Genomic DNA, 24,825 nt, shown 5'->3' with positions numbered 1-24,825 from the left:
TTTAGTTAACAGTATTGTTACAGTGACAGTCTGTTAGTGGAGTGATTGAATGAAGTTACAAACCCTAGACTACGGCGTATTTATCGCTTATGCCGTAGGTTTATTAATTCTGGCATTGTGGATCTCGCGCAATGATAAAAAAGAAGGTGCCAACACCGAAGATTACTTCTTAGCAAGTAAAGCTTTGCCTTGGTGGGCAATTGGTGCCTCGTTAATTGCATCTAATATTTCTGCCGAGCAGATTATCGGTATGTCTGGCTCAGGTTTTGCCCTAGGTATGGGTATTGCGTCATACGAATTTATGGCGGCAATTACGCTTATTTTAGTGGGTAAGTATTTATTACCTATCTTCCTTAAAAATAACATTTACACAATGCCACAATACCTAGAGCAAAGGTTTGACTCACGCGTTAAAACCGTTATGGCGATTTTCTGGTTGTTGGTATATGTATTTGTAAACTTAACTTCTGTTTTATGGTTAGGCGGTCTTGCGTTTGAGAGTGTAGCGGGGGTTGACGCTATGTTCGGTATGATCTTCTTAGCTGTATTCTCAATTGCTTACTCTTTATATGGCGGTTTAAAAGCGGTTGCTTACACAGATATAGTTCAGGTTGTTTTATTAGTATTTGGTGGTTTGTTATTAAGTTACTTAGCGCTAGACGCAGTTGCTGATGGCCAAGGTTTCTTAGCTGGTTTTGGTATCTTAACTGAAGAATTACCAGGTCACTTTGACATGATCTTATCGCCTGAAAATCCTCAGTACATCAACTTACCTGGTATTTCCGTACTAGTAGGTGGTTTATGGGTAACTAACATTGCATATTGGGGTTTCAATCAATACATAATTCAACGTGCATTGGCAGCAAGTAGTGTTGAAGAAGCGCAAAAAGGTATCGCGTTTGCAGCTTACTTAAAATTATTAATGCCAGTTATCGTTGTATTGCCTGGTATTGCTGCGGTTATCTTATACCCAGAAATTCCGAAAAACGATTTAGCTTATCCTGCGTTAATGGACTTAATGCCTGTTGGTATTAAAGGTTTGATTTTTGCGGCATTGGTGGCAGCTATCGTTTCTTCACTAGCTTCAATGACTAACAGTATCTCAACCATATTTACTATGGATTTATATAGCAAAATGGTTAAAGGTAAATCGCAACGTCATTATGTACATATTGGTCGAATTACATCTTTAGTTTCTTTATGTATCGGTTTAATTATGGCTGAGCCGTTGTTAGGTAAATTCGACCAAGCGTTCCAGTATATTCAAGAATTTACTGGCTTATTCACGCCGGGTATCGTTGTTATCTTTGTAACTGGTATGTTCTGGAAACGCACTACTGCGACTGCAGCGTTAGCTGCGGCAGTAGGTTCAGCAGCCTTCTCATTAGCGATTAAAGTACTATTCCCTGAGTTCCCGTTTATGGATCGTATGGGTGTTGTATTGTTGTTATGTTTTGCGTTAGCAATTGGCTTATCTTTAATGAGCAAAGAAGAGCAGCATTCAACTTGTGCAGATATCAGCACTATTAGTTTTGAAACCAGTAAAGGCTTTAACATTGCTGGTATTGGTTGTGTAATTATCTTGACCTTCATCTATACTGTTTGGTGGTAGGTTTTTACTAACATTATGTTGGTAGAAGGGAATAATGCCTAGGTGTTATTCCCTTTTTGCTTTTGGGTTAATTGATTGGTGTAAAAGCCGACATGTTAAGTGCGGGTATGCACATCAAAGCTTACTCGAAGTTGAACTGTTTAAAGACGCGGTAAACCCATCCTTGGGCGCTCCGCCCTGTCATCCCTGACAGGGAGGCTTTAAGCAGTTAACTTTCGAATAAGCTTTAGTACGGATATTTTTACTATGGAAACAATAAAAATATTTTGTTTCCTTATTGTAAAATTTAAATAGTAATACTATATTAACGTATAGTTTTGATACACCCTATTTTGTTATTAATGGTGAGTTTATGACACGCTACACGCTTGGTTTAGATTACGGTTCAGATTCTGTTCGTGCATTATTGGTTGATACGAGCAATGGTAAAGAAATTGCAACAAACGTAGTTTATTACCCAAGATGGAAACAAGGTTTATTTTGTGAACCAGCAAAAGACCAATTCCGTCAACATCCGTTAGATTATGTAGAAAGCTTAGAGCAAGTTGTTCAAGGTTTATGGGCACAAGCACCCGCAGGTGCGGCAGAGCAAGTTGTGGGTATTAGTTTTGATACCACAGGTTCAACGCCTGTTGCAGTTGATGAAAATGGTGTGGCGCTTGCGCTTAAACCTGAGTTTGCTGAAAACCCAAATGCAATGTTTGTTTTGTGGAAAGACCATACTGCAATTTTAGAAGCGCAACAAATTACCCAAGCGTCAGCTAAGTCAGACGAAAACTACATTAAATACGAAGGTGGTATCTATTCTTCTGAGTGGTTCTGGGCAAAAGCTTTACACGTGTTACGTGAAGATGAATCAGTTCGCAATGCTGCACACAGCTGGGTAGAGCACTGTGATTGGATGTCAGCATTAATTACTGGCACAACTCACCCAAGTGCATTCCGAGCGAGTCGTTGTGCTGCAGGCCATAAACAAATGTGGCATGAAAGCTGGGGCGGTTATCCACCAAATGAATTCTTTACTTCTATCGACCCATTGTTAGACGGTTTACGTGATCGTTTACCAGCTCAAACTTTCACAGCAGAAGAAAAATGCGGTGAGTTAACGCAAGAATGGGCTGATAAATTAGGTTTACCAGTTGGTACTGTTGTAACTTTCAGTGCGTTCGACTGCCATATGGGCGCTGTAGGCGCAAACGTTAAACCTGGCGTATTGACTAAAGTTATGGGTACCTCGACTTGTGATATCGCGATAGCTTCATACGAAGATATGGGCGATAAATGCATTAAAGGTATTTGTGGTCAAGTAGATGGCTCAGTTGTTCCTGGTATGGTTGGTTTAGAAGCCGGTCAATCTGCTTTTGGTGATTTATACGCATGGTTCCGCAACTTAATTAACTGGCCACTAAAAAATATTGAAGCGTCAGATGTATTAGATGCAGAAACTAAAGCTAAATTAGCCCAAGAAATTGAAGATAAAACTTTATTCAAACTAGGTGAAGAAGCCGCTAAGTTACCAATTGGTAGCACAGGTGTAACTGCACTGGATTGGGTGAATGGTCGTCGTACCCCAGATGCAGACCAAACCGTTGCTATGGCAATCACAGGTTTAAAAATGGGTAGCCATGCACCACAAATTTATCGTTCATTAGTAGAAGCAACTGCATTTGGTGCACGTGCAATTATCGAGCGTTTTAAATCTGAAGGTGTTGCAATTGATTCTGTTGTAACTATAGGTGGTATCTCGAAAAAATCTGACTTTGTGATGCAAACCTGTGCGGATGTTTGGAACTGCCCAATTGATGTTTTAGAAAGTGAACAAAGCTGTGCATTAGGCGCTGCTATTTTTGCATCTGTTGCAGCTGGCGTTTACCCAAGTGTTGCTGCTGCTCAAGAAGTGATGGCATCCCCTGTGTGTAAAACCTACCAACCGAATGCAGAAAATGCCGCGAAATTTGACGAGCTATATAAAAACTACCAGGCACTGGGTGCTTACGTAGAAAGCTCGAAGTAAGCAAAAAGATTAGTCAGGAAACCCAAAAAATGAGCAAGTTTTTAGAATTAAAACGCGAAGTATTTGAAGCCAACATGGAGTTGGATACGCGTAAATTAGTCACCTACACTTTTGGTAATGTGTCACAAATAGACCGTGCAGCAGGTGTGGTTGCAATTAAACCAAGCGGTGTACCGTACGAAGCATTAAAAGTTGAAGATATTGTGGTTGTTGATTTAGAAAACAACATAGTTGAAGGCAAGTTAAACCCTTCATCAGATACTAAAACCCACACCTATTTATATCGCACTTGGGACAATATTGGTGGTGTAACTCATACACATTCAACTTACGCAACTGCATGGGCACAAGCACAAATTGATATTCCGTGTTTGGGTACCACTCAAGCGGATTACGTATATGGCGCAATTCCATGTGCACCTGTTATGAGTAACGAACGTATTCAAGGTGATTACGAAGAAGAAACCGGCGCACAAATTGTTGAGCTGTTTCAAGACCGTGACCCGAATGAATCACCTATGGTAATAGTTGCAGGCCATGCCCCTTTTACTTGGGGTAAAGATGCAGCTAAGTCGGTTTACCACGCAGTATTGTTAGAAGAAATCGCCAAAATGGCTTATTTAACCAAAACCTTGTCACCTCAAATTGGGGACTTAAAACAAGAGTTGGTAGATAAGCATTATTTACGTAAGAACGGTAAAAACGCTTATTACGGGCAGAAGTAATTAACACTAAAGTTTGGTGCCAGCAATGCCGCATAGGCTTGCCATCACCAAACGCTGCAATAAAGGTAAAACCTATGCAGCATTGTGAGTTGAATTTGAGTTGTTTGCGTGTAGTAGGCAACTCTGAAGTCTAAGAGAAGGGGATGGAATAAAGAAATCCGAACTTCATAAAACAGGGATTGTTTTATGTGAGCGACAAGGGATTGTGAAAAGCGTTTGGGATTTAATTATTGCATTCACTTCGAATGCTGGTGAAAGCAATGCCGCATAGGTTTGCCATCACCAAACGCTGCAATAAAGGTAAAACCTATGCAGCATTGTGAATTACATTAGAGTCGGTTGCAGTCAGCATTCGACTCAACAGTTTTTATAAGGTAGAAAATTATGAGCGTATTTGGTCAAAAAGAAGTTTGGTTTGTAACTGGCTCACAACACTTATACGGGCCAAAAGTATTAGAGCAAGTTGCAAAAGACAGTGCTTTAATCGTAGAAGGTTTCAACACATCAGAAAGCATTGGCATGAACATAGTGTGCAAGCCAACGGTAAAATCACCAGCAGAAATTCATGCAGTTTGCCAAGCAGCAAATGCAGACAAAAACTGTGTTGGTTTAATCATGTGGATGCACACCTTCTCTCCATCAAAAATGTGGATTGCAGGTTTAGCAGAATTACGTAAACCATTTATGCACCTTCACACCCAATTTAATGCAGCATTACCTTGGGGTGAAATTGACATGAACTACATGAATACGCACCAAAGTGCACACGGTTGTCGTGAATTTGGTTTCATCGGCACACGTATGCGTAAAGAGCGTAAAGTGGTTGTTGGTCACTGGCAAAATGCTTTAGTTCAAGAACAAATCGATGACTGGTGCCGTGCAGCTGTGGGTTGGAACGAAAGCCAAAACTTAAAAATTGCGCGTTTCGGTGACAACATGCGTCAAGTTGCTGTTACAGAAGGCGACAAAGTTGCAGCACAAATCCAATTTGGTTACGAAGTACACGCATACGGTTTAGGCGACTTATCTGCAGTTGTAAATGAGATTTCAGATGCAGACGTAGCAGCACAATTAGACTTATACACCCAAGACTACCAAGTAGCAGATGCCATCTTCAAAGATGAATACCAATTAAAAATGTTGCAAAACGAAGCGCGTTTAGAATTAGGCATGGCTAAATTCTTAAAAGACGGCGGTTTTGGTGGTTTCACCAACTGTTTTGAAAACTTAACAGGTTTAACAGGTTTACCAGGCTTAGCGACGCAACGCTTAATGGCGCAAGGTTTTGGTTACGGCGGTGAAGGCGACTGGAAAACTTCAGCTATGGTTCGCATTATGAAAGCCATGTCTGTTGGCCGCTCTGGTGGTACATCATTTATGGAAGACTATACCTACAACTTCGGCGCACGCGACCAAGTATTAGGTGCCCATATGTTAGAAGTCTGTCCATCAATCGCAGCTGCTAAACCACGTTTAGAAGTACACCGCCATACCATTGGTATGAAGTGTGACGTTGCGCGTTTATTATTCAGCGGTAAAGCTGGTCCTGCTATCAACGTATCACCAATTGATATGGGCAACCGTTTCCGCATTATCGTAAACGAAGTAGATGCAGTAACAGCACCTGAAAATACGCCAGAGTTACCAGTAGCATCTGCGCTTTGGGAACCAAAACCAAACTTATCAGTTGCAGCAGCAGCATGGATTTATGCAGGTGGCGCGCACCACACGGCATACAGCCAAGCAGTTACAACAGATATGATTAACGATTACGCTGAAATGGCAGGTGTTGAGCTAGTGGTTATCGACGGCTCTACTAACATCCGTCAATTCAAAAACGAATTACGCCAAAATGCAGCTTATTTCGGCTTAGCAAATGGCTTATAAGTTTTAACATTTCTTTGTTAAAAATCCCATGTGTATTAGGGCAACTCTAGTAGTTGCCCTTTTTTTATCTAAAATGTAAATGAGTTGTGTTGATTTTTGGTGTGTTTTTCTTTGTTTTTTAACGTAAAAAATCAAATAATCTTATCATATATGTAAATTAATCTTGCCAAAACTATCTTATCTTCAAGTTGAAATATCACTTTTTTGACTAACAAAACCAGCGTAAAGCCCCATTTTTACTATACTTGGAAACGATTGTTAAAAACTGAGTATATAAAAATGGTTCAAAAACTAGGCATATTTAAATAAGTGTTAAAATTGTAATTTTCTTTGACATTTATTAAATAGTAATACTAAAATACCATATGCGTTGAAGAGACGTTGATATGCAGGATTTATACTCGGCACTAAACTTATTTAAATGTATTAAATGCGAGGACACACATGAATAAGACCAAAGTCGCCCTCATTGTTAGCAGCGTAATTGCATTAGCAAGCTGTGGTTCAGATGAAGGCAAAAGCGGTTACCCAGAGAACCAAGTTCCAGAATTTCCGGTTTATGAAGCTAAACCTAGCTTATCCAGTTCAGTAACACTTGTTGAAGGAAAAGTTGATTTCGAAGACATAGGTGTACACGACCCTTCAGTTATTAAAGCGGTTGTTGACGGTGTTGAAACCTATTACATATATGGTTCGCATTTAGCAGCAGCTAAATCTACTGATTTAATTAATTGGGATTATATTTCTGCTCCAGGAAACGCGACTGTAACTCATAATATTGATGGTGAGAATAAAACCCGTGATGAACTAGTTGTCGACGACTCTCCGTTATTTAATACATACACCTCAGAAATATCTGAAGGTATAGCTTGGACCGATGGTTGGGAAGGTAACTGGGCTGCCAACGTTATCCAAGCTCCAAACGGTAAATATTGGTTCTACTACAATCACTGTGCGCAAGATGAAGCGAAAGATGAGAAAGGTATTGGCGGTGGTTGTTGGCATCGTTCATATCTAGGTTTGGCTGAAGCCGATTCACCAGAAGGCCCATTTGTTGACAAAGGTGTGTTTTTACGTACTGGATATCGTAGTCAAGTAGTTGATGATCTTGACGCGGATGGCAATCAGCAATTCCAAAAAGACGCAGACGGTAACAATGTATTGGATGCTGACGGCAATCCAATTGTGTTAACCAAAACTATTTTCCCTGAAATGGATACATATCCATTAGATAACGGCCAAGATACGTATAACCCAGCGATTGATCCAAATGCCATTGACCCAACAGCTTTCTTTGATAAAGAAGGCAAGTTATGGATGGTATATGGTTCATATTCTGGCGGTATCTATATTCTTGAATTAGACACAACAACAGGTATGCCAGTTGCTGGTCAAGGTTATGGTAAACACCTTGTTGGCGGTGACTATCGCTCAATTGAAGGCTCATACGTAATGTATAGCCCAGAGACTGATTATTACTACTTAATGTGGTCAATCGCTGGTTTTAATCGAGATGGTGGTTATAACGTGCGTATTGCACGTTCTAAAACACCTGATGGCCCTTATTTAGACCCTCAAGGAAACGATATTTCTACCATTAAAGGCACTAATGAGATTGGTGGTAAATTAATCGGTGGTTTTGAGATAACACAAGAAGTTGGTGATGAAGCACCTGCATGGGGTTATGCTGCTCCTGGTCACCACTCAACCATTTATGATGAAGCCACTGGTCGTCATTTAATGGTTATGCATACACGTTTCCCTGCAGGTGCGACCTCTTATCCTGGCAATTCAGAAGCTCATGCAGTGCGCACACACGAAATGTTTGTTACTGCTGATGATTGGTTAGTTGTATCACCACAACGTTATGTACCTATTGACGGTGATAATGCGTTAGATGTTAACTCTATGGCTGGTTACTACAAGTTTGTCGATCACGGTTTTGCAACCAATACAGTTCCAGCCGTTTCAGGTGCAATTTGGTTAAATGAAAACCGTACAGTATCTGGTAGTGCAACTGGTAATTGGTACATGCTAGATAAAAATACCATTCGCCTTGATTTAAGCTCAGGTTCTTACACTGGTGTTGCTAAGTGGCAATGGGATAATGGACGTGGTGAATTAGTACCTACTTTCAGCGCTATGTCTAGTGCAGGTGCAACAGTTTGGGGTAGTAAAATTGATGAGACTAACGTAACTGCTGCAACTTTAACTGCGGTTCGTGAATCTTTAGAAATTCAAACTGAAGTGACTATTTTCGACGAATTTACCTTACCTACTATAGGTAAAAATGGTGCGGCAATCAGTTGGGAAAGTAGTAATACTTACTATATTGAAAATGATGGTAGTGTATTTATTCCAACACCAGATCGTGGTGATCAAGTTATCACTATGACTGCAACTATCTCGTTAAATGGTCAAACAGCAGAGACTAAATCTTTTGATGTTACTTTGAAAGCAAGAGATGGTTTTAGAAATGCGGTAGCTCATTATTCATTCGAGAATGATTTGACGGACTCTCTGCAAACCAAAGCTGACGCAACGGTAACAGGTAACTTCCTGAACAACACTGGCGGCACTTTAGTTTACACTGATGACACATACGGTGCTTCAGTTGATTTTGATGCGACTTATGGTTTGTTATTCCCACAAGATTTAATTCAATCTTATGAATATACAGTTTCATTCTGGATTAAACCTCATGCATTTACAAACTTCACTAGTTCGTTCTATGGTGGCGCAACTGCTGATCCAGGTGGACAACGTATGAATGTGATGCCTATGGGGTGGGTTGGTGACAACTTTATGATCTGGTCTGCAAGCGGCGCTGATGGTGTATTTGTTGATTCTTGGCAAGGTATTCCATTAGAAGATTGGTCGCACATTACGGTTACCGTAAACGAAGGAGATCAACGTCTTTATATCAATGGCACACTTGCTGCAAGCGCTACGGGTATGTTCGATTTATTTAGTGCTGATGGTGGTGTGTTTGGTTTGGGTGTCAACTATTGGGATACACCATTAAACGCACAAATTGATGAGCTTATCATTTATGATTATGCACTCCAGCCACTAGATGTTAACGCGGTTGCGCTTAACAATTTAACTGATGAGTCTACGTTCCCTGCATATGTTAAAGCGGGCTTAGAGTTGGGAGATTTGTCTGCCGTACGTGAAAGTTTCGAATTGTCACGCGTAGGCCCATTTGTTTCTGGTATTAGCTGGGAATCTAGTGATACCTCAGTATTGAACCCTGTTAATGGTGTCGCGGTTGTTACTCAACCCGGTCCTAAAGAAGGTGATGCTGTAGTAACTCTAACAGCTACAATCAACTATGCTGGGTTTACTGATACTAAAGAGTTTCAAGTAACAGTTAAATCTAAGGCTCCTGCTGAATATAGCTTTGAAGGTGATCTAACTTCTGCTGGTAATTCTTATGCCGCAGCAACTGTAACAGGCAACCGAATTGACAACACTGGTGGCACAATTAGCTATGTTGATGGTGTAGTTGGTTCAGCTGTATATCTAGACGGTGCAAGTGGTGTTCGTTTTGCAGATAACCTAATCACAACATTTGATTACTCTGTTTCGTTCTGGATTAAACCAGAAACCTTTACAGGCTTTACTACATCATTCTTTGGTGCTTCAAATACTGCAAGTTGGGTGAGCTTTGTTCCATCTTGGGGTGATGATCAAGTGACACGCTTATGGTCTGGAAGTGCGGCATGGTATGACGCGGATCCAGGCGGTCGTATTGCTCAAGACGAGTGGACTCACGTGGCATTTACTGTAAGCAATGGTGATGTGACATTGTACCTTAATGGTGAAGTTCGTTTCGAAGGCACTGGTTATCCAAATGTGTTTAGTCTAGGGCAAACAACTTACTTTGGCTTAGGTGTTAACCATTGGGATATCCCATTTAATGGCGCGATTGATGAGTTCAAAATCTTTAGTGAAGCTATCGATGCAACTAAAGTACAAGAGCTATTCAACGTAGGCGAATAATGGGTGGCGTGTGGCTAAGGCCACACGCATCAATACGAAACAGATTAATCGGTAGTAAGCTTTTAGCTTATACCTAAAGAATGTGAGACAAGTATTATGTTTAAACCTTCATTAGTACATACTGCAATAGCAACAGCTATCGCATTATCAAGCCAAAACTTGATTGCGGCTGAAGTAGAAACAGAAGAAAACGCAGAAGAAGATGTAGAAGTAATTCAGGTTAGCGGTATTCGTGCCTCTAACTCAATGGCGTTAGCCTTAAAAAGAGACAATGTACAAATTACTGATACTATTATCTCGGAAGATATTGGTAAATTCCCAGATAATAACGTAGTTGAATCACTACAACGTGTTACGGGTGTTCAGGTAACTGGTCGTGGGGGCGGTGAAACCTCAAATATTACCATTCGTGGTTTAGGTGATATCGCAACTACAGTAAATGGTCGCCAAGTATTCACTGGTAATGGCCGTAGTGTTGCATTACAAGATATTCCTGCAAGTTTATTAAATAGTGTATCTGTATATAAAACCCGTTCAGCTAAAGAGCTTGAAGGTGGTTTGGCCGGTTTGATTGACGTAAAAACACATCGTCCATTCAACTTTGAAGGTAACAAATTAGTAGTTGCCGCTAAAGGTACTTATCAAGATACATCGGGTGAAATTGATCCAAATGTAAGTTTGTTAGCCAGTACACGTTGGGAATCAGACTTAGGTGAGTTTGGTGCACTTGTCAACTTATCTATGGTTAAAACTAGATGGCGTGACGAAACTATTTGGGTTGGTTCATTAGATCCGTATGATATCAATACTCATGATGCGTTTAATCAATCATTTAAAAGCCAAGAGTTATCTAGTGCCCCTGGTTCTACACTTGAATACAATGGGCAAACCCATGAGTATGTATTGTTAAGAGACGCTATGGGCTGGAATGATATTCGCGGTGAGCGTGAGCGCCCTGCAGCGAATATTTCACTTCAATGGCGTCCAAATGACGACTCAGAGTATATTTTTGAAGCTTTCTACAATGGCTACAGAAATGAAGGATATAACGCTTTCTTCTTCGCTAACTCTAACAGTGGCAACAACTTTAGAGACTACGAACTGTATGACAACAGTAACGTAGTGAAGCGTATGTATATCAATAACCCTGCGTTTTTTAGTAGTGGTGATGGTAGCACAGGTAAAACCGATAGCTATTTATACGCATTAGGCGGTAAATGGCATGTGGGTAATGACTTAACTATTGAGTCAGAGTTAATTTACCAAGACAGTACTTTTACCCACGAATTTAACTACCAACAAGCTAATGGTAACTTTTATCAAGCAATCATAGATTTTAACTATGAATTATCGAGCATGCCTTATGTGCAGTATTTAGATAATCCAGATACAGCGGACGTAGATGAGTCGGATTTGACTAATCCGAGTTTCTATAGCTTATCTAACTATGGTGATAATGGTGGTCATGACCAAGGTGATGCGTTAACTTGGACCTTAGATGCTGAATATATATTAGATGCCGGTATTTTTGAAACCGTATCATTTGGTGCGCGTATTGATAAACGCACAGCTGTTAACGAAGACGGTGATTATGGCGGTGGTTGTGCTATCGATTGTAACAATATAGAAGGTTTGTTACCTGGTGTATTGTCAGCTAATGATGGTGACTTCTTTGACGGTGTTGCTTATATTCCACGCCAATACCTAGTTGTTGATGGTCGTTATCTGTTAGACAACCAAGATAAGATGAATGAGCTTTATGGCATTGATAATCTTGGTGCGGATCCAGCAAGAAGTTTTAATGTTGAAGAGTTGTCCACAACCTTCTATGCACAAACTAAATATGCGATTGACTTAGGTGGCAATTTGCTTGATGGTGAAATTGGTTTCCGTTATATCAAAGCGACCAATGATTTAGAGTTTTTTGGTAATGACCCTGTAACTGGTGAGGTTGGCATTGTCGACCAATCAACCAGCTCTAGTGTGTTATTGCCAAACTTAATGATGCGTTATGAACTTGCCGAAGATGTAATCGCTCGTTTTTCATATGGTGAAAGTATTAATCGACCTGGATTTGATTTATTGAATCCGTCGTTAGTGATTAATCCTCCTGTTGCTTGGACGGAATCAGATTGGGGTACAGCTAGCAGTGGTAATAAAGACTTAAAACCTGAAAGCTCTAAAAACTACGACTTTTCATTAGAGTGGTATTTCGCTGAGTCTAGCAGTTTGTATGGTGTTGTATTTAAGCGTGATATCGAAGGTCGTATCTTAAATCAAGGTACTAATGTTGTATTAACAGATAGACCAGATGAAGATGAGAATGGTCGTTATATCTTAAACTCTCCACAAAACTCAGGTAAAGGTAAATTAGATGGTATTGAAGTTGGTTTTCAATATTTTCCTGATGGTTTGCCAGAGTTGTTGGATGGTATCGGTATAATGGCGAGTTATACTCTTATTGATTCAGAACTTGAGAATCCAGTGTTTGCAGAGGCGGATGATGGTGGTGCACCAGTGTTGACTGGCTACGAAAACGTACCTGTTTTTGGTGTATCTGATTCTTCATACAGTGCAATATTAGCGTATGAAAAAGAAGATTTTTCATTACGTCTTTCATATGTATATCGAAGTGATTACACTGCGAGCCAAAACAACTGTTGTTCAATGCCGAGCTTAGTAGTTGCAGAACCTGAGCAAACTATGGATTTCCAGTTTAGTTATGATGTAAATGAAAATCTTGTATTAACTTTTGATGCAGTAAATATCATGCAAGAGATTTATCACAGTTCTTATTCGGACCAGATTTTGTTTAACAATGGTTCTGGTAAGTATGCAAGAACCTTCTCTATAGGTATGCGTTATTCAATGGAATAAGCTTTAGCTAACTTCCAAATCTAATAAAATGCCGCTTATTCTTGGATAAGCGGCATTTTTGTTTGTAAATCGCTAATGTTTATAACCGAAACCTATTCGCGAACTAGACACTTGTTTGCCCCCTCATAAGTTTGTTCAATCTAATCAAAACACCAGTTATCGCTACAAGCCGGTTTGAGTTTATTTTAGTCTATTGCAACAGTCGCCTAATCCAGCCTAACCGAAGAGTGTAGATACGATGCTGAGGTTTATCTAAATGGCCTGCTGACTTCAATGACTAAATTAAATGTTTGTGTTGTTTAGAGACGATAGTCGTGCGCTAGTACACCAAACTGATGGTGAAATTGAGTTTGGTAGACTAATGCAGGTAGTGAATGAAAAAGCAGGGGGGACGGTAGTAGCGGAGAAACTTAAAGGCCGCTCCGATTAAATGAGCGACCCGTACTAAACTTTGAAGGAAAGTTAGATTTTAGTTGGAACGTGTTGCTTAATAAAGCTTAAAACATTGTCTAATGCTTCTATTCTGCTTTCGTAGCGTGACAAATAATGGTCTTCACGTAGAAGCTCGGTATATTTGACGTTTTTGTCTTCTTTATTCAACGCATCTCTTAATCTTCGAGAATGTTCTACTTCAACTACGTCATCGTTACGGCCATGTAGTAGCAATATTGGCATTGTGTATTCTTTGGCTAGTCCCGTAGGCGAAATAGAATCGAGGTAATTGGTGTCTTTACGACTTTTACCAACTAAACGTTCTAAATAGTCTAAACTTGCTGTGTACTTTCCATAATGCTTAACTTCGATATAAAACAAATAATTTAAGTCAGTTACGCCATTTATTGAAACAACACATTTAAATTGTGAGCTTGATTTAGCCGCAGCCGCGAGTGCGGCATAACCGCCATAACTTGCACCTACGATACAAATTTTGTCTGGATCAATTATTTGCTGTTTAACTAAAGGTGCGATGCTGTCGGTGATATCCGTTACCATTTTTTGTCCCCACTGACCAAAACCAGCTTCAACAAAGTCATAACCAAAGCCGTCACTGCCTCGGTATTGAGGTTGGATAACCGCATATCCTTGACTAGCAAGTGCTTGTGCAAGCCAATCGAACCCTTTTTTATCGTGTGACTGCGGGCCACCATGCGGGAGGACAATAGCCGGCATATTTTTCATGGTTTGTGCATGTTTAACAGGTGTTGTTAATAATGCAGGAATGTTTAAACCATCTTGCGCTTTGTAACTATATTCAATTACTGGGTTTATTTCTTCTGGTTTTATATTTGGGCGCTGGCTAGCAATAAAGCTGAGCTGACCTGTTTGACCTAACAGATAATAGTCGCCTGGTGAGTTATTACCCTCGGCTAAAATTACAATCTTACTCCAGTCATCTGTCCAACTTTCGATACCAACAGAATAACCTTGTAATTGTTTTAAAGCTGTGTTGACACGTTTATTTAGTTCGCCGTCAATAAACTGGTAACTAGGTTCAAAACCTGCATAGCGAACACCGTATATTACACGGTTGATGTCCATTAATGCGTATTCTACATCTTTATCTTTTTTCGCCAGTAATTCACCAGCGAATGAACCATCTTTTAAAGACAGTTTGAACATACTTTCACGGTTAGTTTGGCTGTTAATACCTGCGACAACAACATATTGAGCATCAGGGGTTGTGCCTACTACACTTAATCTTTCAAGTGGTTTAATTTCAGAATAGATTTCAACTTCTTTGTCACCATCTATCGAAATAATAGTGTGTTGATTGGTTATTTGATTATATTTTTCTTTAACTATCACTTCACCCTTTAGGTTGAGTAAATAGTCTATAGTGTGCTCATCACCTCTTTCAACTGTTCGAGGAGATCTTCTTGAGTTGAGTGGAACTTTCATCAGATGTTTTTTGTATAGTTCACCCATTACTGACTCTTTGGTATCTACTGGCATAAACGCATGTTCACGTTCTGTATCAATGCCAACTACTGCAGATTCTGTATGATAAAATGAATCATCACTGGCATAGTTGTTGGGATTAGGTTTCAGGAGTTGCCTGACTTTGCCTTTGCCAACGTCCATAACAAACGCAGTTGACCAGTTGGTTTCGACGTCACGGGCTTTGATTATTAGATTACCTTCGCTGATAAAGTAAATAAATCGTGGATTCACATCCGCGACGTTAATTGCTGAAATAGTTTTGTTTGTTTCTAATGAATAAACAACTACTATATCTTGGCTGTCTGAAGTTTTTCTGTAGGCAAGCTTTTTACCTTCAGGAGATATCGCCATTAAGTTAGTTTCTGGTAAAGCTGCAAATTTTTCAGCCGTGACCTGTGCTGATGCTATTTGGCTACTAAGTAACCCTATAATCAATACAGACAAGCCAACAACATATTTGATCGATGATTTAATCATTATAGTTCAGTCCTTTAAGTTATATCGTATTATTTAACATCGCTCATTTTACTATACTTTTATGCTTAATTTGGACAGTTTTGCTTATTTATTTACATTTTTTTGATGTTTTGTTTATTTAATTTGCATACAAGATGTCGGCTAAGTATTTCCCAATTTATTTTTCATATTCGGGTTAAAACTGAGCCAAGGTACAGTTTTTTCTAGTTGGAAAATGCAGTAATTTTTATAGTGCATTCAACAATGCAAAATACTAATTCAACACTCACAAGTGTATAAAAATAAGGAAAGATTATGAAAAATGAAATTAGAGAATTATCTGTAGAAGAAGTGGCTGAAGTATCTGGTGGTGACCCTAGACCATACATCAATGCGCTAATTGCTGAAGGTGAAGCTTCTTCAGAGATCTCTTTCTTGATGCAGATGTATCCGCAATATTTTGGCAATGGTTACTATGCTTAATATTATTGGTGTCAACTCAACGGCTGTTGAGTGCCGATAACTGAGAAGCCAAGGTTATTGCCTTGGCTTCTTTTGTTGTATTTTTATCGCTAATGCCTATTGTCTTTAAATTCAACTCTATTGATTAATGTGAGTTTACCTTTCTTGCGTACGTAACATTTCACTACATTGTCTTTTTTGAATGCGACTAAACGCTTACCTTTGACTACAGCTCTTATCGCACGTTTCATATTGCCAATATGTTTTGAAAATGAATAAACTTGACCAATAAACAGAATTCGGCCTTCATGGTACTCATAAGGGCTTTGTGGTGGTAAACCAAACTCTACAAGCCGTGTATACGATTCTTTAGAAATATTCGCCCAACAAATATAACCATCTTCTCTCAGTAAATTATTTTCAAAGTAATAAATAGTGTTGTTGCCGACACTATGTTTAATTTGGTGGTAATCATCAAGGTGCAGTAATTTGGAATCTCTTACTGTTGTTTCTATGGTTTTTAACATTAGGTTTAACCTATCTTCTGGGCTAAGCGCTGGCATTTTCATAACTAACCTCCTTAAACATAAATGCGGCGTTAAATACATTGGTTAAATACCAACTAAAATCAAAATTGCATTGTTGTAGTTTGTGTTTATTCATCTCCAGCCATTTGTGACATTCTCCCATGTTGTTAAGTTGGGTAGTTGATTCTGCAGTCGTAACAGTTACGCAATGTTGTTCTTCTGAGAGTTGTATTTGCAGGTTATTCGATTGGTAAAGTGTGTAGTTATCATATTTAACTGGATTAAAAGACCAGTTTTTTATCTCGACTGCGTTACTAACAAAACTAGCTATACGGTTGGTATCTTCAGTACACAAAATCGATTTAATCTCTTTCTCCAGTCGGCCTTTATAGTAAAACGACGGCATGATTAATCGTTTGAGTGCTTGCATCATATGAATTTGGCAAAAATTGCTAAAGCTTATATCTGTTTGAATTCCTGCATAAATAAGCTTGGTTACTTTGCTGAAGTTCTGCAGAAAACCTAAGTGTTCTTTTTGCTGGTAGCTTTTGTAGGTAAATGGAGCTTGGTTTTTTGATTTATCTTGCAGGTAATTATATGCACTGCGTATAAGCAATAGTGTTTTATCTTGTTTATTGAAGCTTTCTGGCCATTGATCTCGTATAGTTAAAAAATCTTTTTTCAATTCTAGGCATGGTTTAAATAAGGCTTCCACTGACACTTTATCTGAATATTTTGTAAAAGCGCCTGACTCAAAACCAAATATGTAGGAAAAGTGGTGATATTTGTAGGCTTCATACTGATCGTTAAAATATTCTAGTAGTGGCGCTGCACTGAGGTTGGTTTTATTGTATTTCATAACAGTGTAAATAAAATCAGTCACCACACCTTCAACCGCATTTGGCTCTTCATAAAATGAATTTAGTCCAACAAGAAATCCTGCACTGTTCTCATTCGTTTTTATAAAGTTAGAATTGGTTAAATCTAACCATCTACCATCTAACGCCAAGTTTGAGGGGGTAATTGAACCATGCATAACTCTGCAGGTTTGAGCGAAGGCAAATTGATTGGCACAATTTGACAAAAAACGACCAAAAGATCTTATAAAGTCATTTTTTGAATTAAATTGTTGATAGAGTTTACGGTTTACTTTGCGTAATCGGTGTATGTTGCCTATTACTTGTTTTTTATATTCTTCTCTTGGCGTGAAACGAGGTGAGCCTAGAAAATGCGCGGGTCGTTCGCATAATTCTCGTACCATCAGTGCGCCCCAACCTTTTTTTGTTTCTACCGCACTGAGTTCATATGCGCCTTGTGGTTCGGTTAATAACACTGCGTGTACACCAACAGTGCCGATAGGGAGTACATCGTTTAATACCTGAGAATATATGGCTTCGTAAATAGCGTCTATCGCACTTAATCCGCCGTACGAATGCCAAAGATCTTCTTCTGCGCCTACTAGGATATTTTGGCCCGTGCCTTTTACTTGGTAGCCATGAATGTTGCCACAACGGACTCCGCCGCCGTTACTTCCTGTGCCGTTGCCGCCATAAAATTCTGCTGCCATTTTACCTTTACTAAAATCGAGCGGGTTGTCAGCTACTCTCCATGAAAACATTTCAGTTAGTTGTTTTGCTGAATATTTTGAGTTGAGTGTTTGATCACTCCAAATTAGTGTTGTACCAGTATACGGTTGTGCACCAAAATCTACAGTCTCGATATTACTCATATTAAAACCTTAGTTTGTGTGTGAAATAGAAATGTGTTGTTGATAATTACTTAAAATAAAGTCAGTTAAATTGGCTTAAGGCTCTACTCATAAACACCAGCTCCATCTTGTTTTTTATCTGTAATTTTTTATATATGTTTGCACAATGAAATTTGACCGTTCGTTCGCTAATAAATAACTCATCAGCTACTTCTTTGTTTGGTTTACCTTGTGCAATTAAATTAAATACTGCGAGTTCTCGTTTTGATAACGAATCAACGTCCATCATTTTCTCCCCATAGATCCAGCAAATTAATCACCCGATCTGCCATATTTATGGTTGCGTCTCTATGCGCAATTATGACTCGGGTTATCCCCAATTCTTTTATGTGTTGATTTAGTTGTTGTTCGGTAAATGGGTCTAAGTGGCTAGTAGCTTCATCCATAAAAAGGATTTTCGGCTCGCGATATAAAGCTCTTGCCATTACTACTCGCTGCAGTTGCCCGCCACTTAAACTTGAGCCCATTTCACCAACCAGTGTGTTGTATTGCATGGGTAGAGATTGAATAAAATCGTCTATACATGCTAGTTGAGCACAGCGTTTTACTTTTTCCGGATCTGGGTTGCTTGAAAAGCAACTGATGTTGTCGAGCAATGAGCCACTCAACAATTTGTCATCTTGCATGACGCCTGAAATATTTTGCCGATAGTCGCGGTTGTTCGCTATATCTACACCATCCACCAACACTTGCCCATGTTGCGGTGACAACAGGCCCATTAAGCATTTTACTAAGGTGGATTTACCGCAACCACTTGGTCCAACAATGGCAACACATTCACCCGCAGCAATTTTAAAGCTGATGTGGTTAAGTACTGGAAAGGCATTTTTGTTGTATGAATAGGTCAGATTTTTAAGTTCTATTTCGCCTTGTACTTTGCCATTAGATTTGTTGGATGTTGCTGAGTTAATTGTTGTCACATCTTGATGAAACTGCTCTTTTTGCTCAAATACAATATCGGATAGCCGCGAGAAATGAACTTCGAGCATTCTAAAATCAATGCCTTTTTCAATAAGGCTTTGAGCTGATGATGTGAATCTATTTTTATAACTAAGAAATGCGTACAGCATGCCAACGGTAAAAGCATTTTCCATAACAAGGTCTGCGGCAAAGTAAATAATCGTGATATTTTCAAGACCGAATAACAATTGGTTGATGGTTTGAAATTTGACATTCCATACGTTAATCGCGATTCGGCGGTTAATTGCGTCAGCTAATTTGTTTAACCATTGGCTTTGACGATCATTTTCTTTTTGGAATAATTTAATGGTTTGAATGGCTCGTATACTCTCCATAAAATGCGAATTTTCTTGTGCATCTGTCGCTAAGCTCTCTTCAGTTAATCTGCGCAAGGGCTGGTAAAAGAACATACGAATTAAAAAATAGATAAAGGCCACTGCCAGCACTAACAGGGATAATTGTGCACTGTAGAAAAACATCATAGTTAAGGTAATAATTGCCATTACCCCGTCGAGGAAGGCTGTTACCACCCCATTTGTAATGAGTTCCCTGATGTCATGCAGTGAGCCAAATCTAGATACTATGTCACCCATATGGCGTTTACTAAAATAGTCCATTGGCAAACGAATTAGATGGCTAAATACATTGTTGGCCATTTGAATGTTTAATTTGTTCGATAAGCCAATAATCACGTATTCTCGGAAAAATGAAATTGCAGTTTCTATTAGCAACAAGAGAACAAAACCAATGGCTAAAACAGTCAGCAAGTTTTCATCGCTGCGCAATAGCACGTCATCTACCACGGTTTGTAAATAATAGGGCGAAGCCAAAGCCAGTGTTTGTAAGATGAGTGACAGGGTAATAATCGACAACAAGCTGCTTTTTAAGCCAATTAGACGGCTCCAAAAGTGGGAAAATTTTAGCTTGTGGGTATCTTTTTTTGGTTGAAAATCTGGTGAAGGTATTACTTCTAAAGCGACCCCAGTAAAGTATTTACCCAATTCTTCCATTGAGAGAATGCGTTCACCTTGCCCAGGATCGTGAATAATGCATTTGCCTTTTTTGATGCTACTTAGTACAACAAAGTGCTTCATTTCCCAATGTAATATACAAGGCAACTCTAATTCTGGCAGCGACTCTGGCTCTAATTTGACTGCTCGACAAGACAATTTGAGATCGCTGGATATTTGAATAATATCTTTTAAGGTGCAGCCATGATTAGAAATAGAATATTTTAGCCTTAGTTCTGTCAACGACGTTTCGTATTTGTGGTAAGTCGCTATCATTGCTAAACAAGCTAAGCCGCATTCAGCCGCTTCAGACTGATGTATTACCGGAAGTTTATTTTTTCCGGAAAATCTGATTAGTTCAGCTGGATTTAACGCAAGATTTAGCATTACAACTTACCCTTTACTGTGAATATTGGTTCCATAAGCCATTCAATTATGTTCCGCTCATCAAGTTGAATATCGGCGGATAGTGTCATGCCAGCTTTTAAATCGAATTTTTTGTTGTAAGCAATTATTTCGCTCGAATCTAACTCTGCATCTACTATGTAAACTGGCTCACGCACATTGATTGGTTGATCTTTTATCTCATTCGGCAATAACACGGATTGAGAGACACTTTTTACCCGACCTTGGTACACACCGAATTTTTGATACGGGAAGGCGTCATAACGAATTTTGATTTGTTGTTCTTTGTCGACAAAACCAACAGTTCTGACTGGCATAACTAATTTAACACGTAAAGATTCGCCTTCTGGCACTAACGATAATAATGAGGTGCTTGGCTGGGTTATATCACCTATATGTGCTTGTATATTGGTTGCTATCCCTGAAATTGGAGCAAAGAGCATTTGTTCGTTACTACCGTTAACTTGTGCCATTTGTAGCTCAATATCGGCTAAGCTTGAATTGAGCATTTGAATATCATTTTTATGCTGTTGTGGAAGCACCTCGATGCGTTTTTTGAGTTCAGAGATTGTGCTTTGCTGATTGAGCTTGGATGAGACTAAACCTTGAATTTCAGACTGTGCCAGTAGCCTTTGTTCATTTAAATTTTCTAGCTGCTCGACACTCACATAATTTGCTTCGAGCATTTCTTGATATTTTTTCTCTCGACGTTCGATTAAAGCAAATTTCTCTTGTGCAATTGCCATCTGTTTGTCAATTTGCTCAATAGTTGCAATTGCCAGTTTTAATTGTTGTTCTGCGCCACGTAGTTCACTTTCGAAAATATTCTGGATTTGTGTTCTTCTAATTTCGACATAACCCTTTTGTCTTTGATAGCTGGTGACCAATTCTCGCTCTAGTGTTGAGCCTGAGCTCAAACCTGTATCTGTTCTGAGTAAAATGAGTGGATCGCCTTTTTCGACTTTTTGCCCTTCACTAACAAAAATATTGGATATTTTTCCCGAAGCTCGCTCTGGGTAAATTCTTATCACACCATTGGAAGGTTCTAACCAGCCCGTTACTGTTTCTTTACGGGCATAACTAGCGGTAAACAACCAAGCAACCACTATTACAAACCATATAAGTATGCATGTTATGGTTAAACTAGTTTTTATTGATGGAGTAACAATGACGTTACCGTGAAGTCGGTCAAGTTGATGCTCGACAGCCTCACTTCTAAAGAGGGTACTCATCCTTATTCTGCTTATTTTTCCTTTCAATTAAATAATACTATACTATCTAATTATTTAATTAATCAAGGGGGAATTTTTACATTTAATGTTATTTTTTGACATTTGTGCTGAATTTATAAACAAAAGTGGAGCTAAAGCTAGTTGAACGAGAGTTGTTTTTCGACTGGTAGAAATACTATTTTTATGAGGGGACCGTGCTAAGTTGCGGTTAGGTAAGACTTGAATATTCTATGTTGGAGCAGCTAACACCTTTATTCGTTAGCCGCCACTAATCACCACTTAAACCTTGTTACTAAAATTTAATATCGAACTTCCATTGCTCAGCTAATCTTTTCGCTTCTGCTGCCGTTAGATGAATAACAGCTCCATGTTTAGGTGAGCTGAAGTTAGTTGCTTTCATTACCCCTTCATTAAAACGGCCTAAATCTTTAAAAGTTACAAAGTCAGTGGTTTCTCTAAATGCAAAGTTATGCGGTTGAATGCCATAAACGTCGTACATCAATACCCATTTATTTTCGCCAATGCGTTGCCAAACATTTGGGGCTTCACTGGTCGTTGCTTCGCTGTCGTACCAAGCAGGATCATAGTTATAGTCTGAGTTGATTTTGGTTGAGCTGGCGAGTTTTATCCCAGGTGTGCCGTCATGTGGTGTATAAAACATATGATAGCTATCACCGACTTTGCTGATGTCCGCGTCGATATAAGAGACTTCTTTCTGGTATTGAAATATTAATTTAGGCTCGGTTGTTAAACGATTAAATTCATCGTTTACGTATGAGTAGTACATTTTGTTAAGGCCATTGCCAAAACGCATAGTGTAATACAACATCATTTTGCCAGTAGCTTGATCGTAAATTGTTTGTGGTGCCCAAGCTGCGCCAACTTCATTATAGCCATCGAAGGTTAGATCAATGCGCACTTTGGCGGTGGACCAATTGATTAAATCGTCTGATTTCATCAAAACAAAACCACGATTGTTGCCCCAGCCATAATCATCTATTGGTCTTTGCCATTGGCTGTCGCGCAAACCATCGCGTTGAGCAAAAATGTGTAAATCGGTCATAGCTAGATAAAATTGCCCATTTGGCCCACGATAAATATGTGGATCGCGTATGCCGCGCTGTTCGGCTATGTCACCACCATTTATCACAGCTTTACCTTGGTTTATGTCAGTAAATGAATACCCATCCGTGCTTAATGCCATGTGTAAACTATGGTCATCATCTTTAAAATAAACCAGCAAATAAGCCTGCATATCAGCTTCTGTGGTGGTTTGGTTAGTCAACGTTGAACATCCAGTTAGCGCTAAGCTAAATAGCGTGGCTAACCCTGTGCATATTAATAAGTGTTTTTTCATAATAAATTTTCTTGTTAGAGTTTATCCAATCTGCCTTCGGGCTAGAACTCTTGCCTATTAATATAAGACGGTGCACAGGCCAAAACCCATAACTCATAACTATGTTGGTTGGTTTATCTCTATCATTTGAGGTGCTTTGTTGTTTCACGCTTATATTAATAACCCAGATCCGCCGGTGAGGGTAAGGCAGTTGTACTGGGTAGGTTAGTCGTTAGCATTCGACAAGTTGTTGCTGGATTGAATGCAGTTGAACTGGTCGCTCGGTCGATATCACCACAAATAGAGTTTTGGTCGAACTTGTACTGCAGCACGTGAGCATTGACGCTAGAGGTGATTTTCTGACTAATAAACTCATTTTCAGAAATCGAAAATGTAACTAAGGTGTCAGAATTTAAATAAATAAACAGAGTTACTCTATTGAGTTCTGGCTGGCCAAGGTTTTTAAATATGCTAGCTATTGTTCTACCGTGTTCATCGAAAACTAGGTTTGTTGTCCGAACATGTGAATCCTCACCGTTAAAACCAAGTACTTGCCATGGTATCGCATTATCTTTGTAGGTGTAGTGAGCAATTAAGTATTCGGGGTTGTTAGCGTTGCTTTCATACACTTCAGATAATTGACCTGCGTTGTTATAGACGGGTCTTCTATGGTGAAGAATTTGGGTACTAATAGTTTCTCCCATACTGTTGAACGTCTTGGCACTATAACTTGAACCTCTTTCTCTGTTATTTTCGTGATCCCAATCAAATGAATATTCGTGTAGATTACGCAAATAATAGTCATTAGTGCTGAGCGAATAAGTTTTCGAGGTTCGATCAAAACCTATTACTTTTTCTTCGGAGTTCTTGTGATACAAGTTTTCGAATTCACTCGCTATTTGGTAGTCAGATGTATAGTTGGTCACGCTAGTTAAATTGTTGGAGTCTTTATATTCGTATGTGTAATAGTCATCGCTATTTGTTGCTTGAACAAGGACCCAGGTATAATCAAGCATCGCAGAAATATCTACGGGGCCCGTTTCTCCATCATATTCGAGTCTAATGCGGCTGTTACTGATTAGACGTTGGTAATAAATATCAGAGGTAAGTTTTATCTCCTGCTGTAGCCCTTGTGTTGTTGAAACTACAAATACATCTTCAATTTTATCTGCGTTAAGTTTTTTGAAAGATTGGTAGTTATACTTGTTCGGTAGGTACGACCAAACCCCGTTTGCCTGAATGGAGAAAGTGCCAAACTGTCCTTCAACATTTGACTGAACTGTAAAGTTAGCGTCAATATTGCTCTTTAGTTGTGCTTCTACCACATCTGGCACTTCAAGTATGACTGCAACATGAGAAACACCTGTAATCTTTGGTAAATCGGTTGGTTGTTTTTCTGTAGGATCTTTACTACTTTCCGTAGAAGATCCTCCGCAACTTACTACGGAAATTGCCAAGAAAAATATGCAGAATATTTTTAACATGTTAACGTTCCCTGTTTTTATTGATTATTGGTGATTTTATTTGATTGATTGTGGCATTTTGTTTCAGGTGATTTTAATTGTCAAATTTCTTGTTAATTTTTTGTTGTTAAAGCAGGGGTAAAGG

General features: G+C 39.1%; 15 protein-coding genes. 7 read left to right on the top strand and 8 right to left on the bottom strand.

Annotation, left to right across the window (positions count from 1 at the left end):
* Window positions 1–49: 49 nt before the first annotated feature.
* From ACMZOO_RS06510 to ACMZOO_RS06485, 6 genes are all read left to right on the top strand, one after another.
* Window positions 50–1,612 (top strand): sodium/sugar symporter, encoded by a 1,563-nt coding sequence (locus ACMZOO_RS06510; RefSeq protein ID WP_440905897.1) that lies wholly within the window; start codon window positions 50–52, stop codon window positions 1,610–1,612.
* 352 nt (window positions 1,613–1,964) lie between these two features.
* A complete protein-coding gene (locus tag ACMZOO_RS06505) occupies window positions 1,965–3,626 on the top strand; it encodes a ribulokinase (protein WP_440905896.1) in 1,662 nt (553 codons plus the stop codon).
* A gap of 29 nt (window positions 3,627–3,655) precedes the next feature.
* The gene (locus ACMZOO_RS06500) at window positions 3,656–4,351 is read left to right on the top strand and encodes an L-ribulose-5-phosphate 4-epimerase (RefSeq protein ID WP_016954327.1); all 696 of its coding nucleotides are present in this window, start codon (window positions 3,656–3,658) and stop codon (window positions 4,349–4,351) included.
* A gap of 384 nt (window positions 4,352–4,735) precedes the next feature.
* Window positions 4,736–6,238, top strand: a complete 1,503-nt coding sequence (gene araA / locus ACMZOO_RS06495) for an L-arabinose isomerase (protein ID WP_440905895.1) — start codon at window positions 4,736–4,738, stop codon at window positions 6,236–6,238.
* A 444-nt stretch (window positions 6,239–6,682) separates the two neighbouring features.
* Window positions 6,683–10,243: a LamG-like jellyroll fold domain-containing protein gene (locus tag ACMZOO_RS06490; RefSeq protein ID WP_440905894.1), complete on the top strand. Its 3,561-nt coding sequence runs from the start codon at window positions 6,683–6,685 to the stop codon at window positions 10,241–10,243.
* 96 nt (window positions 10,244–10,339) lie between these two features.
* On the top strand, window positions 10,340–13,120 hold the full coding sequence (locus ACMZOO_RS06485) for a TonB-dependent receptor (protein ID WP_440905893.1): 2,781 nt from the start codon (window positions 10,340–10,342) through the stop codon (window positions 13,118–13,120).
* Window positions 13,121–13,582: 462 nt separating this feature from the next.
* On the opposite strand, the gene ACMZOO_RS06480 is transcribed toward ACMZOO_RS06485, so the two are convergent.
* Entirely contained in the window at window positions 13,583–15,538 is a 1,956-nt protein-coding gene (locus tag ACMZOO_RS06480; RefSeq protein WP_440905892.1) for an alpha/beta fold hydrolase, read from the bottom strand.
* Window positions 15,539–15,832: 294 nt separating this feature from the next.
* On the opposite strand from ACMZOO_RS06480, the gene ACMZOO_RS06475 reads away from it, so the two are divergent.
* The gene (locus tag ACMZOO_RS06475; RefSeq protein ID WP_440905891.1) at window positions 15,833–16,000 is read left to right on the top strand and encodes a hypothetical protein; all 168 of its coding nucleotides are present in this window, start codon (window positions 15,833–15,835) and stop codon (window positions 15,998–16,000) included.
* A gap of 89 nt (window positions 16,001–16,089) precedes the next feature.
* Here the strand turns inward: ACMZOO_RS06475 and ACMZOO_RS06470 are convergent, their stop codons facing one another.
* From ACMZOO_RS06470 to ACMZOO_RS06440, 7 genes are all read right to left on the bottom strand, one after another.
* A complete protein-coding gene (locus ACMZOO_RS06470; protein WP_440905890.1) occupies window positions 16,090–16,548 on the bottom strand; it encodes a hypothetical protein in 459 nt (152 codons plus the stop codon).
* Window positions 16,529–18,235: a hypothetical protein gene (locus tag ACMZOO_RS06465; RefSeq protein ID WP_440905889.1), complete on the bottom strand. Its 1,707-nt coding sequence runs from the start codon at window positions 18,233–18,235 to the stop codon at window positions 16,529–16,531. Before ACMZOO_RS06465 ends, ACMZOO_RS06470 begins: the two co-directional genes overlap by 20 nt.
* A 61-nt stretch (window positions 18,236–18,296) precedes the next feature.
* Window positions 18,297–18,503 carry a response regulator transcription factor gene (locus ACMZOO_RS06460; RefSeq protein WP_440905888.1) on the bottom strand — a complete coding sequence of 69 codons (207 nt, stop codon included), beginning with the start codon at window positions 18,501–18,503 and terminating at the stop codon, window positions 18,297–18,299.
* A complete protein-coding gene (locus ACMZOO_RS06455; protein ID WP_440905887.1) occupies window positions 18,490–20,631 on the bottom strand; it encodes a peptidase domain-containing ABC transporter in 2,142 nt (713 codons plus the stop codon). The genes ACMZOO_RS06460 and ACMZOO_RS06455 overlap by 14 nt, the downstream gene beginning before the upstream one ends.
* Window positions 20,631–21,881, bottom strand: a complete 1,251-nt coding sequence (locus ACMZOO_RS06450; RefSeq protein ID WP_440905886.1) for an HlyD family secretion protein — start codon at window positions 21,879–21,881, stop codon at window positions 20,631–20,633. The genes ACMZOO_RS06455 and ACMZOO_RS06450 overlap by 1 nt, the downstream gene beginning before the upstream one ends.
* A 292-nt stretch (window positions 21,882–22,173) precedes the next feature.
* The gene (locus tag ACMZOO_RS06445) at window positions 22,174–23,238 is read right to left on the bottom strand and encodes a glycoside hydrolase family 43 protein (RefSeq protein ID WP_440905885.1); all 1,065 of its coding nucleotides are present in this window, start codon (window positions 23,236–23,238) and stop codon (window positions 22,174–22,176) included.
* Between the two features lie 155 nt (window positions 23,239–23,393).
* On the bottom strand, window positions 23,394–24,701 hold the full coding sequence (locus ACMZOO_RS06440; protein WP_440905884.1) for a VCBS domain-containing protein: 1,308 nt from the start codon (window positions 24,699–24,701) through the stop codon (window positions 23,394–23,396).
* Window positions 24,702–24,825 lie beyond the last annotated feature (124 nt).

The sequence above is a fragment of the Catenovulum sp. SX2 genome, from assembly GCF_052056295.1.
In the GTDB taxonomy this organism is placed as follows: Bacteria; Pseudomonadota; Gammaproteobacteria; order Enterobacterales; family Alteromonadaceae; genus Catenovulum.
Note: the sequence above shows the minus strand (reverse complement) of the source record. Positions and strands in the feature narration are given on the sequence as shown.

Excerpts from the sequence above, each read along its gene's own strand:
- ACMZOO_RS06490 (WP_440905894.1), top strand. The coding sequence starts at position 6,683 with ATGAATAAGACCAAAGTCGCCCTCATTGTTAGCAGCGTAATTGCATTA.
- ACMZOO_RS06475 (WP_440905891.1), top strand. The coding sequence starts at position 15,833 with ATGAAAAATGAAATTAGAGAATTATCTGTAGAAGAAGTGGCTGAAGTA.
- ACMZOO_RS06450 (WP_440905886.1), bottom strand. The coding sequence starts at position 21,881 with ATGAGTACCCTCTTTAGAAGTGAGGCTGTCGAGCATCAACTTGACCGA.
- ACMZOO_RS06480 (WP_440905892.1), bottom strand. The coding sequence starts at position 15,538 with ATGATTAAATCATCGATCAAATATGTTGTTGGCTTGTCTGTATTGATT.
- ACMZOO_RS06455 (WP_440905887.1), bottom strand. The coding sequence starts at position 20,631 with ATGCTAAATCTTGCGTTAAATCCAGCTGAACTAATCAGATTTTCCGGA.
- araA (WP_440905895.1), top strand. The coding sequence starts at position 4,736 with ATGAGCGTATTTGGTCAAAAAGAAGTTTGGTTTGTAACTGGCTCACAA.
- ACMZOO_RS06470 (WP_440905890.1), bottom strand. The coding sequence starts at position 16,548 with ATGAAAATGCCAGCGCTTAGCCCAGAAGATAGGTTAAACCTAATGTTA.
- ACMZOO_RS06440 (WP_440905884.1), bottom strand. The coding sequence starts at position 24,701 with ATGTTAAAAATATTCTGCATATTTTTCTTGGCAATTTCCGTAGTAAGT.
- ACMZOO_RS06505 (WP_440905896.1), top strand. The coding sequence starts at position 1,965 with ATGACACGCTACACGCTTGGTTTAGATTACGGTTCAGATTCTGTTCGT.
- ACMZOO_RS06500 (WP_016954327.1), top strand. The coding sequence starts at position 3,656 with ATGAGCAAGTTTTTAGAATTAAAACGCGAAGTATTTGAAGCCAACATG.
- ACMZOO_RS06485 (WP_440905893.1), top strand. The coding sequence starts at position 10,340 with ATGTTTAAACCTTCATTAGTACATACTGCAATAGCAACAGCTATCGCA.
- ACMZOO_RS06465 (WP_440905889.1), bottom strand. The coding sequence starts at position 18,235 with ATGAGTAATATCGAGACTGTAGATTTTGGTGCACAACCGTATACTGGT.
- ACMZOO_RS06510 (WP_440905897.1), top strand. The coding sequence starts at position 50 with ATGAAGTTACAAACCCTAGACTACGGCGTATTTATCGCTTATGCCGTA.
- ACMZOO_RS06460 (WP_440905888.1), bottom strand. The coding sequence starts at position 18,503 with ATGATGGACGTTGATTCGTTATCAAAACGAGAACTCGCAGTATTTAAT.
- ACMZOO_RS06445 (WP_440905885.1), bottom strand. The coding sequence starts at position 23,238 with ATGAAAAAACACTTATTAATATGCACAGGGTTAGCCACGCTATTTAGC.